Genomic DNA, 14725 nt, shown 5'->3' on the forward strand with positions numbered 1-14725 from the left:
ACGGATCCCTTGCGGACTTCCAGCATGTCTCCTATAGCGCAACCAATCGCGCTATAGGCAACACGGAGACAGGGGTGGGCCGCCCGCCGCCGCTGTCCCCACCGCTCACCGCGCACCACTCCAACCCCTCACAGGCATCCGTGCCACCTCACGCGTGCTACCCGCCCCTGCCGCCACCGCAGGCGCTGTTTTAGGAGTGAGACATGCCGCACGAAGCCCGCGCCGTCGTCGCCCTCAAGAAGGGCGCCCCCGTCGAGGTGCTGCCGATCCTCGTACCCAATCCCGGCCCGGGCGAAGTGCTCGTGGCGGTCCAGGCCTGCGGGGTGTGCCACACCGATCTGCACTATCGCGACGGCGCGATCGGCGACGACTTCCCCTATCTGCTCGGCCATGAGGCGGCCGGGGTGATCGAGGAGGTCGGCCCCGGCGTCACGGACCTGGCGCCCGGCGACTATGTGGTGCTCGCCTGGCGGGCGCCCTGCGGACAGTGCCGCTCCTGCCGCCGCGCCCGCCCCTGGTACTGCTTCGCCTCGCGCAACGCCGACCGGGCCATGACCCTGATGGACGGTACGGAGCTGACCGCGGCCCTGGGCATCGGCGCCTTCGCCGAGAAGACCCTGGTGGCCGCCGGGCAGGCGGTGAAGGTCGATCCGTCGGCACGCCCGGAGGCGGCGGGCCTGATCGGCTGCGGGGTGATGGCCGGCTACGGCGCCGCCGTGCACACCGGCGGGGTGGGCAGCGGGGACACCGTCGCGGTCATCGGCTGCGGCGGGGTCGGCAACGCCGCCATCGCGGGCGCCTCCCGGGCCGGCGCACGACGCGTCATCGCCGTCGATCTCGACGACGGAAAGCTGGACGCCGCCGAGCGGTTCGGGGCCACCGACACCGTCAACTCCCGCGGCACGGACCCGGTCGAGGCGGTCCGTGCGCTCACCGGCGGGCACGGCGCCGACGTGGTGATCGACGCGGTCGGCCGCCCGGAGACCTACCGGCAGGCGTTCTACATGCGCGATCTGGCGGGCACGCTGGTCCAGGTCGGGGTGCCCGCCCCGGACATGCGCATCGACCTGCCGCTCCTCGATCTCTTCTCGCACGGCGGCGCCCTGAAGTCGTCCTGGTACGGCGACTGTCTGCCCAGCCGCGACTTCCCCGTACTGATCGATCTGTTCCTGAGCGGCAAGCTCGATCTGGAGCGGTTCATCAGCGAAACCATCGCGCTCGACGACCTCGAAACGGCCTTCGCGAAGATGCAGCGCGGGGAGGTCCTGCGGTCGGTCGTCGTGGTCTGACCGTCCGCAGGGCCCCCGCGCCTCGGCTCACCCGGCGGTCTCGTCCGCCGGCTCCTCGGGCGCGGACTCTTCCGGACGGCGGTACATCCGTGTCGCCGTGATCTGGCCGTGCACCGCCTCGCCGGACGGGTCCGGCTGCGGCAGGCCCGGCCGCAGGTGCTCCTCGACGCTGATGTACTTCAGGCCGGCCCGCAGGTCGGCATCGTTGCGCAGCCGGATGACCAGCGGGAACTCCGCGAGCGCGGTGGTGTCGAAGAGGCCGGTGGTGTAGAGCAGCTGGACGCCGAGCGCATCGGCGACCGCGCGCTGCAGCTCCAGCAGATAGGTCGCGTTGGCGCGGCCGATGGGGTTGTCCAGGAACAGCGTGCCGGCGTGCCGCTGCTTGTCGCGGCCCCGGTCGTTGCTGCGCAGCGCCGCCATCGTGCAGTACAGCGCGATGGCGGCGGTCAGCAGCTGGCCGCCGGAGAACACATCGCCCATCTGCCCGACCGGTACCCGCTCGGCGCGCAGCACCGCGTCCGGCTTGAGGATCTCCACGGCCACCCCGCGGGGCTGGAGCGCCGCGCTGACCCCGCGCAGCAGCAGGGACATCCCGTCCCGCCGCAGATCGCTGTTCTTCTTCACGGCCGCGCGGGTCGCCTCGTCGATGACGTCGCCCAGCCGCTCGGTGAGCGTGGCCTGGTCGGGGTCCTCGAAGCGGATCCGCAGGAACTCCTGCCCGGACCACTCGCCCAGCCCCTCCGGCAGCCGGGACAGCCGCTGGGCGGAGCGCAGCGTCGTCAGCGACGACTCGACCAGCCCGCGGAGCCGGTCGACGATGGAGTCGCGATTGCGCTCCAACTGCTCCAGCTCGTCGGTCAGCACCCGCAGCCGGGGGGCGAAGGCGTCCGCCCACTTGACGGCGTGGTCCGGGAGGGCCGAGGCGGGCAGCTCGCGGATCTGCTGGCGGGCCGGGGTCCGGACCTGTTCGTACCGGGTGGAGTTGGCGTGCCGGACGAGGATGTCGCTCGCCTCGCGCACCGCGGACTCGGCGGTGGACAGGTCGGCGGCGCAGCCGCGCAGGGAGCGGCGGGATTCGGCGGCGGCCTGCCGGGCCTGCGGCAGCGCGCCGGCGTACGGCTCGATCGGCTCGTCCGCCGCGTCCTCGGCGTCGTTGTTGTCGCGCAGCAGATCGCGCAGCAGGGCGGCGGTCTCGTCGAAGCCGCCGGCCGCGTCCTCGGCTCCGCGGTGGGCGCGCAGCAGCTCCTCGTGCTGCACCCGGGCGCCCTCCAACGCCTCGGTGGCGGTGGCGAGTTCACCGGCGGCGGTGCGCAGCAGCTCCTTGGCGCGCTCCGCGTCGGCGGGCACCAGCTCGTCCGGCAGCTCGGTGTGCGCCTCGCCGTCGGTGGGGGCGAGGCGTTCGGCCTCGCCGCGCAGCCGGCCGAGCTGCTCACTGGCGGCCGAGGCGCGCGTCTCCAGCATGTGCACCAGGGATTCGGCGCGGGACGCGGCGGCCTGCCGGGACGGGCCGTCGGCGGCGTCCGGGCTCTCCAGGAGGGCTTCCGCACGGGTGCGGACCTTGTTGGTCAGGCGGTTGAGCTCGGCCAGGGCAGCGCTCTCGTCACCCTCGGCGCGGGCCTGTTCGGCGCGCAGATCGGCGCCGACGCCGACCTTCTCGTAGAGCTGGGAGGCGGCGCGGTAGGCCTCGCGCAGCGCCGGCAGCGAGGCGCTCGCCCCTTCGGGGGCCTCCCCCAGGTCGTCCGGGACGCCGGCGATCTCGGCGCGCTCGGCACGCAGCGCGCGGGCGGTGCGGCGGGCGTCGTCGGCGGCGCGCTGGGCGGCCCTGCGGTCCTCGTCGGCGGCCCGCGCGCGGTCCACGCACTCCTCGGCGCGGGCCTCGAACTCGGCTGCCTCGTCGGCGAGTTCCCGCATCCGGGACTGCCAGGAAGCACGCTCGCGCAGCCGGTGGGCGAGCCCGGCCAGCAGATCGGCGGCGCGGCGGGCACGCTGGGCGGTCTCCTGCCGCTCGTCGCGCACCCGGGTGGCCTCGGCTGCGGCCTCGTCGGTTGCGTCCCGGGCCGCACGGGCCTCGGTCAGCTCGGCGGCGGCCTCCTCGGCGGCCGCCCGCGTCCCGTCCGCCGCGGCGGCGAGTTCGGCCAGGCGGCCGGCCGGGCAGCCCGTACGCCACGAGCCGAGCCGGGCGGCCAGTGCCCGGTCCCCGGCGAGCCGGGCGGCCAGCGCCCGGATCTCCTCGTCGCGCTCTATGGCGCGCGCCCGCAGCGCCTGCCGCTCCTCGTCCGCGGCGGACTCGTCGTGCATCGCCGGGTTCGGCGGTACGAGGAAGACGCCGGATTCCCGCTCGTCAGAGGCGGGTGTGGGCGCGAGCAGCGCGGCCGCGGTACCGACCGCGACGGCCGAACGCGGGAGCAGGGCGGCCTGGGCGAGCACCTCGCGGGCCCGGGCATGGGTCTCCGGGTCCGTGATGATCACGCCGTCGACGAGCTCGGGGCGGGCGGCGAGCACCCGGGTGTGGTCGGCGGGGTCGACGGACTGGGCGAGATAGCGCCAGCCGGGCAGCGCGGGCACGCCGTGCTCGCCGAGATACTCCACCGCCGCCAGCACATCGGGCCCCGGCGGCAGCAGGCCGCCGTCACCCAGCGCGCCCAGGATGCGGGCATCGTCGGCGGCGGCCGTCCGCAGGTCGAACAGCTGCCGTTCGGCGGCCGCGACGCCCTCCTCCAGGAGTTCGTGCAGCCCGTCGGCGTTACGGTCCAGCTCCTCGGCGGTCAGCGGGCCGGCGACGGGACGGCGCGGGACACTCTGGTCCGCCCCGGACGTACCGGGTGCGGCCGTGCGGGGCGCGGGCACGCCGACGGACTTCGCCTCGGACTGCGGGAGTCCGAGGAGGTCGGCGAGCCGCTGCTCGGCGCCGATCGACTCGGCCGCCCGGCGCTCGGCGTCGTACGCCCGCCCGGCGGCCTCGGCGGCGTCCTCGGCGCGGGCCGCGGCGAGCTCGGCGGCGGAGTGCCGGGAGGTCGCCTCGCGGGCGCGGTCGGTGGCCTGCCGAGCCGTCTCCCGGGCCGCGTCCCAGGCCTCGACGGCGGTCTTCTCGGCGTCCGAGGCGGCGAGCGCGGCGCGGGCCGGGTCGGCGTCGGGGGCACTGTCGTCCAGCCAGCCGGCCCGGACGGCCTCGGCGGTCTCCTCGGCGACCTCGGCCAGCCGCTGCTTGAGGTGATCGGCCTCGCTGCGGGCGCGCTGGGCGTGGGTGGCGGCCGAGGTGGCGTCGCGGTGTGCGGACTCGCCGGCCTCCTGGAGGGCGGCGGAGCGTTCCTCCTCCTCGTTGGCGATGCTCTCCCCGGCCTCCGCCGCCGCATGCAGGGCGCGCACGAGGTCGGCGGCGGCGGTGGCGCGGGCGGCGAGTGCCGGGGCGGCGTCCCGCTCGGCCTCGCGGATGGCGGCGGCGACCCGCGCGGAGCGGTCGGCGGCGGCGCGGTGCCGCAGCGCGGTCTCGGCGGCCTGCCAGGCGCTGTGCAGCGTACGGGCGTCGTTGAGCTCGCGGCGCTGGGCGGCGGCGCCCTTCTCCGCGGCGGCCAGCGCCAGCGAGGCGTGCCGGTAGGCGAGTTCGGCGGAGACCAGGGAGCGGCGCTCGCGGATCCGCTCGGCGTCGGTGACGCGATGCGCCGCGGTGGCGACCTGCTCGGCCAGTTCGGCGGCGCGCCCGCGCTCCTCGGTGCCGCGGGCGTGCAGCCGCTGGGCCAGGGCGCGGGTGCGGCGCTCGGCGCCGGCATGCACCTCGCGGGCGCGTTCCCGCTGCTCGGCGGCGTCCGCGATGCGCGACAGCAGATCGAGCGACCCGGCGGTGAAGTCCCGCTCGGCGGTGAGCTCGGCGCGCCGGCCGAGCTTGTGGGCGAAGCCGTGCACCAGGTCGGCGAGGCCGTCGGTGTCACGGGTGTCCGTGACGGCGCGCAGCAGCAGATCGGTGAAGTCCGAGTCGTTCTTGACCGCGAACAGGCCGGCCGCCTCGCCCTCGTCGGCGTTCATCTCCCGCTGGTAGCGGAAGAGTTCCGGGTCCAGGCCGAGCTCGCCGAGGTGTTCGTTCCAGCGCTCGTGGATCTCTTCCCAGACGACGTCGAGGTTGGGGTAGTTCTTCTGGGCCTCGGTGAGGACGTCGCGGAAGCCCTTCATCGTGCGGCGGCGGCCCTGGGCGCCGGAGCTGCCCTCACCGTCCCCCTGCCGGGGGCGGATGACGGTGGCCTCGGCGACGGGGAGCGAGTCCAGGCTCATTCCGGGGCCGGGCCGGAAGCTGTACCAGGCCTCGGCGAACTTCCGGGGGTCGTTGGAGACCTGTCGGCCGCGCCATTCGCTGACCTTGCCGACGACCACGCTCTCGCCGGTGAGGACGTGCTGCCATTCCAGGGCGACATGGCCGCAGTCGTCGGCGAGCAGGAACTTGCGCAGCACGCCGGAGCTGGCACCGCCGAGGGTGTTGCGGTGGCCGGGCAGCATCACCGAGAAGATCAGCTTGAGCAGGACGGACTTGCCGCCGCCGTTCTCCAGGAACAGGACGCCCGCGGGGGCCGGGCGGCGCGGCGGGCCGACCGGTTCGTCCTCGAAGAAGTCCGCCTGCGCCGGGGCCGGGTGGGGTACGGGGGCGCCGACTCCGCGCAGGTCCAGCACGGTGTCGGCATAGCGCGCACCGGCGGGCCCGATGGAGTAGAGGCGGACCCGGGACAGCTCGTACATGGCGGACTCTCGTTGTCGTGTGGGGAGGGGTTGGGGGCGGGGAGGTCGGGCAGGGGCGCCGCTCCCCTCAGCCCGAGTGGAAGGGCAGGCCGGCGTCCGAGACCAGGTCGAGGTCGTCGGTGTCCTCGCCCGGCAGCAGTGCGGCGCTGCCGTCGGCGACGGGGACGATGCCCAACTCCAGGAGTTCGGCCATGGCGGCGCTGCCGGCCATGTCGCGGACCTGGAGCTGGTAGCGGGCGGTGGTGCGGTAGGCGCCGCCGGCATCGTCGCCGGTGCGCTGGAGGAAGCCGGAGTCGACGAGGAAGGTGACGGCCTTGGCGATGATCCCGGTGGTCGAACCGGCCAGCCGTCTGGCGTCCTTGGTGGCACCGGTCGCGCTGCGCCGGGCGTAGATGCGCCAGGCGGATTCCAGGCCGGGGGCATCGGTGGCCGGGTCGGTGTTCTCGCCCTCCTGCTCGGCCCGCTCCTCCAGCCGGCGGCAGGCCTGCCGGACGAAGGCGTCCACGCCGTTGACCGTGATCCGGCCGATATAGCCGTCGTCGGCGAGGTCCTCGGGGCGCGGGAAGGCCAGCGCGGCGACGGCGAGATGGGCCAGGCCGTGCAGGAAGCGGTCGGCGGAGTCGGCCGAGGCACGGCGGGCGTACTCCCCCATGCGTACGGCGAAGACGGAGTCCTCGGCGGCGGTGACGGCCATCCCGGCGCGGGTGGAGACCTCCAGGACGACCAGGCCGAGACCGGTGGCGACGGCGTCGGCGAGCCGGGCGAAGGCGGGCTCGTCGCGGTAGCGGCGCAGGAGTTCGCCGTATTCGGCGTCGCGAGCGGGCAGCAGCTTGGGCTGGAGGCCGAAGGAGACCAGCCGGGCGGCGTCCGCGGCATCGGCGGGGGTGACGGGCGCGGGCCCCGCCGCGGCGGCCGGACCGGCGTCGGCGGTGGGCGCGCCCCAGCCCGGCTCACCGGCCCCGGACACCGGGTCCGGCTGCGGCGCGTCGTCGTACGGGGTCACGGAACAAGCTCCTTGCGGGGGACGGTCTGGGACATCTCTGGCCGGCGCGACGCCGGGCGGCGGCCCGGCGCGCTCCGGTCCGGCCGGGCCGGGCCGGGCGGGTGGTGCCGCCGGTCGGCCGGTCGCCCCGGTCGCGGGCCATCAGGCCACCTCCGAACGGTCCGCGGCCATGCCGGCGGCGTCCAGCAGAGCCGTGCCGACGATGAGGTCGGCGCCGCCGAATTCGGGGTCTATCAGCTCCGTGCCGTCGTCGACGGCGAAGAGCAGCTGCTGCTCGCCCTGGCGGTAGGCCGTACCGACCGGCGGACTGGCGGCGTGCACCGCCAGCAGGGCGACGAGGTAGGGGAGTTCGGGATCGCCGCGGCGGGCCTCGGCGAGCAGGCCGGAGAGCCGTCGCGGGGCGTCGGCGGGCAGCGTGAGCAGCGCCATCGCCGCGTCGAGCTGGGCCTCGCTGAAGCGGCTGTCGTCGGGGGTCGTCACCAGGTCGGGCTCGGGCATCTCGGCGCCGAGGTGCTCGCGCTCCACGGGCGGGGTGAGCAGCACCTCGACGAGGTCGCCGACGCGGACGGCGGAGGGCGTGCGCAGGCCCGTGCCGTGGCTGAAGAAGGCGTCGGTGACCCGGATGGCCTGCTCGGCGGGGAGCGGCAGCAGGGGGGCGACGAGCTGGCCGTACAGATCGAGTCCGGAGCGGGCGACGGGGGTGGCGAAGGCCTGCCGGTCCTGCTCGGCGCGGAAGAGCGGGCCGGCCTCCAGCAGCCGGGACTGGAGCTGGGTGTGGCGGCGGATGCAGTCCTTGACGATGTCGACGAGCTCGGCGGCGCGGCGCTTGTGCTCGGGCTCCTCGGTCTCGTCGCGGGCCTTGCGGATGTTGGTGAGGATGGCGTTCTCGTGGCGGTAGCGGTCCGCGACGTGGTCCAGCGCTTCGTTGATCATGTCGGGGACGGTTTCCAGCCAGTCCACGGCGCGGACGTTGCGGCGGGTGGCGTCCAGGGTCCGGCGCAGGGTCTCGGCGTACTGCACGGTGCGGTAGCGGGCCTGTTCGGCGGCGAGCTGGGCGTCGGCCAGCCGGCCGCGGTTGATCAGCACCTCCAGCTTGACCTCGGCGGCGATCTGGGCGCTGGTGACGTCCGTGTCGAGCGCGCCGACCAGGACGTTGACCGCTTCGTCGGTGGCCCGCAGATAGACGCTGCCGCCGCTGCCGGGGACCTCCTCGATGAGCTTGAAGTCGTAGTCGCGGCGGACGTATGCGCCGTCGGTGGTGAAGGTGCCGTAGACGGCGCGGAAGCCGCGGTCCACGCTGCCGACGTTGATCAGATTCTCCAGCACCCAGCGGGCCACCCGCTCGTGCTCACCCACGGGGCGGCGGGGGGCCTGGGCGGCGACCCTCGGGAGCACCTTCGCCACTATTTCCTCGTGGTCGGCGCCGGTGTCGAAGTCCATGTTGAGGGTGACCAGATCGATGACGGCGAGCGCCACCTCCGCCATGGCGTAGCCGCCGTATTCGCCCGCGAGGTTGGCCTTGCGCACGTCGAGGTCGTGCAGCGGCGCGGTGCACGCGAGGGCGCGCAGCCGGCGGGCCAGGCCTTCGTCGGCGGCCGGGCCCGGCGCGGGCCGCTGAGGGCCGTTGAGCTGGGGCGCAGCGGCCCCCGGGGCGGGAAAAGTCACGTCGCACAGAGTAGGCGCTCGCACTGACAACGGACGAAACGGCGCGGATCCGTGCATGGGTGGAACCGCTGGTGGATCCGTTGACGGGCCGCCCGCCGGCCGACGCACCAGTTTACGACGCGGCTCGGCGCGGCCGGCTGCCAGGTCAGTGGGTGGTGCCTCCGGCCGCGCGGATATCGGTGCGGGTGTGTGCGGCGGTGACGGCGATCTCGCACAGGGCCCGGGTGACGGCGGTGACCGGGAGCGACGGCTGGGCGCGGTCGACGACCTGTTCCGGTGCGTAGGGGACGTGCACGAAACCGCCGCGCAGGCCCGGCAGTTCGGTGGCGATGAGATGGGCGAGGCCGTAGAAGACGTGGTTGCAGACGAAGGTGCCGGCGGTGTGCGAGACGGAGGCGGGCAGCCCGGCGGCACGGACCGCGGCCACGCAGGCCTTGACCGGCAGGGTGGAGAAGTACGCGGCGGGGCCGCCGGGCACGATCGGCTCGTCGATGGGCTCGGCGCCGGCGGCGTCGGGGATACGGGCGTCGTCGAGGTTGATGGCGAGGCGTTCGACCGTGATGTCCGGACGGCCGCCCGCCTGTCCGGCACACACCACTATGTCGGGCCGGGTCTCCTCGATCGCGGCGCGCAGCACCGCGATCGAGGCTCCGTAGACGCACGGCAGCTCGACGGCGGACACCGCGAGGCCGGCCGGCGGATCGGCCGCGGCGGCCCGAACCGCCTGCCAGGAGGGGTTGGTGGATTCGCCCTCGAACGGTGCAAATCCGGTCAGCAGTACCCGGGTCATTCGGTCATCCTCGGTGCGGTCGTCCGGGGGCGGAGGCGGGGCACGGTGGCCGGGGCCACCGTGCGGGAGGGTGCGGCGGCGGCGCGCCGGCTCAGAAGGCGAACAGCGCCATGAGCACGATGTTGCAGCCGAGCAGCACACCCGCGGTGGGCAGCTGCGCCTTGATGGGTCCGTACTGGTCCTTCAGTTCCAGCAGGGCCGCCGGCACGATGTTGAAGTTGGCGGCCATCGGCGTCACGAGCGTGCCGCAGAATCCGGCGAGCATGCCGATGGCCAGGACGGCGGCGGGGTTGCCGTCGAAGTGGCCGATCAGCACGGGCCAGCCGACGGCCGCGGTCATCACGGGGAAGGCGGCGAAGGCGTTGCCCATGATGAGGGTGAAGGCGAACATGCCCACGCAGTAGACGACGACCGCGATGTAGAGCGAGTCCTTGGGCAGCACGGAGGTGGTGAGCTTGCCGACCTGGTCGCCGACGCCGGAGACCTGGAAGATGGCGCCCAGCGTGGCCAGCATCTGCGGCAGCAGCATGGCCCAGCCCATGGTCTCCAGCATCGAGCGGCCGGACTCCACGGGCACGGAGATCCGCTTCTCACGGAGCATGATCATGCCGACGGCGAGGGCCACGACGGCTCCGATGCCCAGGCCCAGAATGGTCTCGCTGCCCTCCTGGAGGACCGGCTGCCCCCCGAAGGAGAGGTGCTTGACGCCGATGGCGCAGGCCATGGCCACCACGGGGATGGTGAGCGCGGGCACGAACAGCTTGTTGCCGAGGCGGGCGGCGCTGGCGGTGCGCTCCTCGGGGGTGGTGGTGCGCGGGATGCCGCGCCCGGTGAAGCCGAAGCCGGCCAGCGCGGCCATCAGGAGAACGGCGACGCCCAGCGGCTCGGCCGGCGCCTGCTTGGTGAGGACCCAGCTGCTGTAGATGAAGCCGGCGCCGATCAGGCCCCAGAAGGCGCCGGTGCCCAGGCGCTTGGGGTTGCTGCGGTCGGTGACCATCCGGGCCGCCATCACCAGGAAGCTGAGGCCCACCAGCCAGTAGAACCACTCTGCCTTGATCACTTGGCGGCCTCCACTACGGCATGGTCCGGGACGTTGGCGGTGAGCAGTTCGCGTTCCAGGTGGCGGTCCAGGCGCAGCAGCCGCCAGCCGTGGACCACGAAGGCGCACACCGCGGTGGGGATCGCCCACAGCGCGAGCTGCAGCGGTTCGAGGTGGGTGCCGTAGGTGGTGTTGACGAAGCCGGTGATCAGCAGGATCGAGCCGACGGCGAGGAAGACGTCCTCCCCGAAGAACAGGCCGACGTTGTCCGCACTGGCGGAGAAGGACCTGACCTTCTCCCGTGTCCGGTCCGGGAGTTCACCGAACCTGCGCTCCGCCGCGCCCTCGGCCATCGGGACGGCCAGCGGACGGACGGTCTGGGCGTGGCCGAAGACGTTGGTGAGCCCGACCGCGGCACCGATCTGCCGCAGGCCCAGGTAGAGCGCGAGGAAGCGGCCGGTGGTGAGCCGGGCGAAGCGGGCGATGAGGTTGCGGGCCTGTTCCTGGAGGCCGTAGCGCTCCAGGAGGCCGATGACCGGGAGGGCGATCGCGAAGATGGTCACGGCCCGGCTGCCGGCGAAGCCCGTACCGAACGCGGCGAGGACCTTGCCCGGTGACAGTCCGCCAAGAAGGCCGGTGGCAATGCCGGCCACCCCCACGACCAGGAGGGGGTTGCGTTTCGTGGCGAAGCCGATCACGACCAGGAGCACGCCGAGGAGCACGATCATGGGTCCGCCTTCCGCGTACGGGGACTCGAGGAGTCCGTGAGGAGAGGGAGAAGATTGCAGCGGAGGCTAGGCGATTGTTCAACGATCCGACAAGGGGTCTGCGGGAACGGATGTCCGGCGGATCTCCGGGACACCCCGCGCGGCGGCGCACACCGCGGGCCTCATCCCTCCGCGATGCGCTCGGCGTAGGCGCCCGACAGCTGGCGGCGCGCGTCCTCCAGATAGGCGCGCAGCAGCCGTTCGGCCTCGGGGGCGTCGCCCGACTGCAGGACTTCGACGATCTGGCGGTTGCGGGTCAGGTAGGGCGCGTAGAAGCGCCGGGGGTCCGCCATGACGTGGAAGACGAGCCGGAGCTCGGCCAGCACCCCCCGCATCAGCTCATCCGTGCGCGGGCTGCCGGCCAGGGCCACGATTCCCTGATGAAAGCGGATATTTGCCGTGGAAAGGTCCTGCCACTCCCGGGCCTCGGAGGCGGCCTCACCGGCCTGTACGGCGGCCTCGATCGCCGCGATGGCCTCGGTCGCCGCGGCGCCGTAGGGCCCCTCCCCCAGGCTCCGTACCGCCGCGCACTCCACGAGGGTGCGCACCCGGTAGATGTCGTCCAGGTCCTCGACCGTCACCACCCGTACGAACACCCCGCGGTTGAGCTCGTGCACCAGCAGCCGCTCATGGGTCAGCAGCCGGAAGGCCTCCCGCAGGGTGTTGCGCGAGACGCCCAGCGCACCACCGATGCTCTCCTCCGAGAGCCGGGCGCCGGGCGGGAAGTAGCCCTCGGTGATCCGGTCGCGCAGGATGTCGGCGACCCGCTCGGCCGTACTGGAGCGCCCCAGCTGGGCGCGGTCCTGCTCCAAGCCGGCGACCTCGGTGAGCCGCCCCTGATCGTTCTTCGCCGCGCCGCCGGTCATGCCGCTCCCCGCTCTCGTGCCGTACCGGGGCGGCCTGCGCGGCACCCCGGCGTCGTATGAGCGGAAGTCAATCCCAGACAGGAGGACGAAACAACGCATCCGCCGCCGGATGCAGCCCACCCCTTGTCGGATCGTTCAACGATCCCCTACGTTGTCCCCGACGACGGTCGACTCGCGTGCCCTCGGGGGAGCACCACTGCGGATACCGGGCCGGCCGGGACGAACCGCGCGCCCCCACCCGCCCACGGGCCGCCCGCGCCCGCATCCCACCGGCACCGAGCACCCCGGAACGGACAGACATGAGCGACCCAGCGGCTCCTTGCGTCATCGATCTCAACGCCGACCTCGGGGAAGGCTTCGGCCGCTGGCAGCTCACCGATGACGAGGCCCTGCTCGCCGTCGTCACCAGCGCCAATGTCGCCTGCGGCTTCCACGCCGGCGATCCGTCCACGATGCGCCGGGTGTGCGACCTGGCCGCCGGGCACGGCGTCGTGATCGGCGCCCAGGTCTCCTACCGCGATCTGGCCGGCTTCGGCCGCCGCGCGATGGACGTCCCGCCGGACGAACTCGCCGACGAGATCACCTACCAGATCGGCGCGCTGGAGGTCTTCGCCCGCGCCGCCGGCGCCCGCGTCGGCTACGTCAAGCCGCACGGCGCGCTCTACAACCGCTGTGTCCACGACGAGGAGCAGGCCCACGCCGTCATCGCCGGTATCCGCGCCGCGGGCGGCGCCCTGCCGGTCCTCGGACTGCCCGGCTCCCGGCTGCACGAGGCCGCCCGCGCGGCCCAACTCCCAGTCGTCGGCGAGGCGTTCGCCGACCGTGCCTACACCCCCGAGGGCACCCTCGTGCCCCGCCGCGAGCCGGACGCGGTGATCCACGACCCGGACGAGGTCGTCAAGCGCGCCCTCGGCATGGCCCGCGACCACGCCGTCACCTCCCGCGACGGCACCCGCGTCGCCCTGACGGCCCGCTCCCTGTGCCTGCACGGCGACACCCCCGGCGCCGCCGACCTCGCCCGGCGGGTCCGGTCCGAACTCACCGCGTCCGGCGTCCACATCCGGAGCTTCGTATGAAACCGCTGCCCGTCGGGGAACACGGGCTGCTGATCGAGCTGGACAGCGCGGAGGAGGTCGAGGCCCTGCACGCCGAACTGCTGCGGCGGGCCGCCGACGGTGCGCTGCCGCCGCTGCGCGAGATCGTGCCGGCCGCCCGTACGGTCTTCCTCGACGGCCTCGCCGACCCCCGCGGGCTGCTCGCCGAACTGGCCGCCTGGGACATTCCGCCGCTCACCGCGGGCGACCGCCCGACCGTGCGGATCCCGGTCCGCTACGACGGCCCCGACCTCGCCGATGTCGCCGCCCTGTGGGACGTCACCCCCGAGGAGGTCGTACGGCTGCACTCCGCCACGGAGTTCCATGTCGCCTTCTGCGGCTTCGCCCCCGGCTTCGGCTATCTGACCGGGCTGCCCGAGCCGCTGCACGTGCCGCGCCGGGACACCCCCCGCACCAAGGTCCCGGTCGGCTCGGTCGCCCTCGCCGGCCCGTACACCGGGGTCTATCCCCGCTCCTCCCCCGGCGGCTGGCAGCTGATCGGCACCACCGACACCGTCCTGTGGGACCCGCGCCGGGAGCCGGCGGCGCTGCTCGTCCCCGGCACCCGCGTCCGCTTCGTCCCGCAGGAGACCGCCTGATGACCGATCGCGCCTTCTCGGTCGTCCGGGCCGGAGCGCTCACCACCGTCCAGGACCTCGGCAGGCCCGGCCATGCCCACCTCGGGGTGCCGCGCGCCGGCGCCCTGGACGCCCCCGCACACCGCCTCGCCAACCGCCTGGCCGGCAACCCCGAGTCCGCCGCCACCCTGGAGACCACGCTCACCGGCTGTGCGCTGCGGGTCCGTACGGCCACCACCGTGGCCGTCACCGGCGCCCCCTGCCCGGTGACCGTCGACGGCCGCCCCGCCCCCTGGGGTGCCCCGGTACGCGTCCCGGCGGGCGCCGTGCTGGACGCGGGCCCGGCCACCCACGGGCTGCGCTCCTACCTCGCCTTCGCCGGCGGCATCGCCACCGAGCCGGTCCTCGGCAGCCGCGCCGCCGATCTGCTCTCCGGTCTGGGTCCCGACCCGCTCACCGAGGGCGCGGTGCTCCCCCTGGGCGATCCGCACGGCCCGCCGGCCACCGCGGACGCCGTCCCGCACCCGGGCCCGGTGGCCGAGCTGCTGCTGCCGTTCCTGCCCGGCCCGCGCGACGACTGGTTCACCGACGCCGGTCGGCGCACCCTGGTCACCGGCCGTTTCCGGGTTTCCCCGGCCGGGAACCGCATCGGGCTGCACACCGAGGGCCCGCCCCTGGAGCGCGCCCGGGCCGGTGAACTCCCCAGCGAGGGCATGGCGCTGGGCGCCCTCCAGGTCCCGCCGAACGGCCTGCCGGTCCTCTTCCTCCACGATCACCCGACCACCGGCGGCTACCCGGTCATCGGCGTGGTCCCCGAACGCTTCCTGGCCCCCGCGGCACAGGCGGCACCCGGGACACCGGTCCGGTTCCTCCGGATGCGCTAGGGGGTCTCCGATCTCCGTGAGCCTGCGA

General features: G+C 74.3%; 11 protein-coding genes. 4 read left to right on the forward strand and 7 right to left on the reverse strand.

What is annotated here, in order from left to right; genetic code table 11:
- The first annotated feature begins 203 nt into the window (after positions 1–203).
- On the forward strand, positions 204–1289 hold the full coding sequence (locus BKA18_RS04265; RefSeq protein ID WP_366048468.1) for an S-(hydroxymethyl)mycothiol dehydrogenase: 1086 nt from the start codon (positions 204–206) through the stop codon (positions 1287–1289).
- A 27-nt stretch (positions 1290–1316) separates the two neighbouring features.
- Here the strand turns inward: BKA18_RS04265 and BKA18_RS04270 are convergent, their stop codons facing one another.
- From BKA18_RS04270 to BKA18_RS04300, 7 genes are all read right to left on the reverse strand, one after another.
- Entirely contained in the window at positions 1317–6011 is a 4695-nt protein-coding gene (locus BKA18_RS04270) for a coiled-coil domain-containing protein (protein ID WP_366048469.1), read from the reverse strand.
- A gap of 67 nt (positions 6012–6078) precedes the next feature.
- Positions 6079–7014, reverse strand: coding sequence for a hypothetical protein (locus BKA18_RS04275; protein ID WP_173909914.1), 936 nt, complete (start codon positions 7012–7014; stop codon positions 6079–6081).
- 141 nt (positions 7015–7155) lie between these two features.
- Positions 7156–8679 (reverse strand): hypothetical protein, encoded by a 1524-nt coding sequence (locus BKA18_RS04280; protein ID WP_366048470.1) that lies wholly within the window; start codon positions 8677–8679, stop codon positions 7156–7158.
- 145 nt (positions 8680–8824) lie between these two features.
- A complete protein-coding gene (gene pcp / locus BKA18_RS04285; RefSeq protein ID WP_366048471.1) occupies positions 8825–9469 on the reverse strand; it encodes a pyroglutamyl-peptidase I in 645 nt (214 codons plus the stop codon).
- A gap of 91 nt (positions 9470–9560) precedes the next feature.
- On the reverse strand, positions 9561–10529 hold the full coding sequence (locus BKA18_RS04290; protein WP_366048472.1) for a DUF979 domain-containing protein: 969 nt from the start codon (positions 10527–10529) through the stop codon (positions 9561–9563).
- Positions 10526–11236 (reverse strand): DUF969 domain-containing protein, encoded by a 711-nt coding sequence (locus BKA18_RS04295; RefSeq protein WP_366048473.1) that lies wholly within the window; start codon positions 11234–11236, stop codon positions 10526–10528. The genes BKA18_RS04290 and BKA18_RS04295 overlap by 4 nt, the downstream gene beginning before the upstream one ends.
- Before the next feature lie 161 nt (positions 11237–11397).
- Complete coding sequence (locus BKA18_RS04300; RefSeq protein ID WP_366048474.1) at positions 11398–12141, reverse strand: GntR family transcriptional regulator; 744 nt, start codon at positions 12139–12141, stop codon at positions 11398–11400.
- A 299-nt stretch (positions 12142–12440) separates the two neighbouring features.
- Here BKA18_RS04300 and BKA18_RS04305 point away from each other — a divergent pair, with 299 nt between their 5' ends.
- Genes BKA18_RS04305 through BKA18_RS04315 form a run of 3 tightly spaced genes read left to right on the forward strand, consistent with a single transcriptional unit; the run spans position 12441 to position 14697 of the window.
- Positions 12441–13217, forward strand: a complete 777-nt coding sequence (locus BKA18_RS04305; RefSeq protein ID WP_366048475.1) for a LamB/YcsF family protein — start codon at positions 12441–12443, stop codon at positions 13215–13217.
- Complete coding sequence (gene pxpB / locus BKA18_RS04310) at positions 13214–13834, forward strand: 5-oxoprolinase subunit PxpB (RefSeq protein WP_006607175.1); 621 nt, start codon at positions 13214–13216, stop codon at positions 13832–13834. Before BKA18_RS04305 ends, pxpB begins: the two co-directional genes overlap by 4 nt.
- Positions 13834–14697, forward strand: a complete 864-nt coding sequence (locus BKA18_RS04315) for a 5-oxoprolinase subunit C family protein (protein ID WP_006607176.1) — start codon at positions 13834–13836, stop codon at positions 14695–14697. The genes pxpB and BKA18_RS04315 overlap by 1 nt, the downstream gene beginning before the upstream one ends.
- Positions 14698–14725 lie beyond the last annotated feature (28 nt).

Source organism: Streptomyces auratus (assembly GCF_050433025.1).
Lineage (GTDB): Bacteria > Actinomycetota > Actinomycetes > Streptomycetales > Streptomycetaceae > Streptomyces > Streptomyces sioyaensis.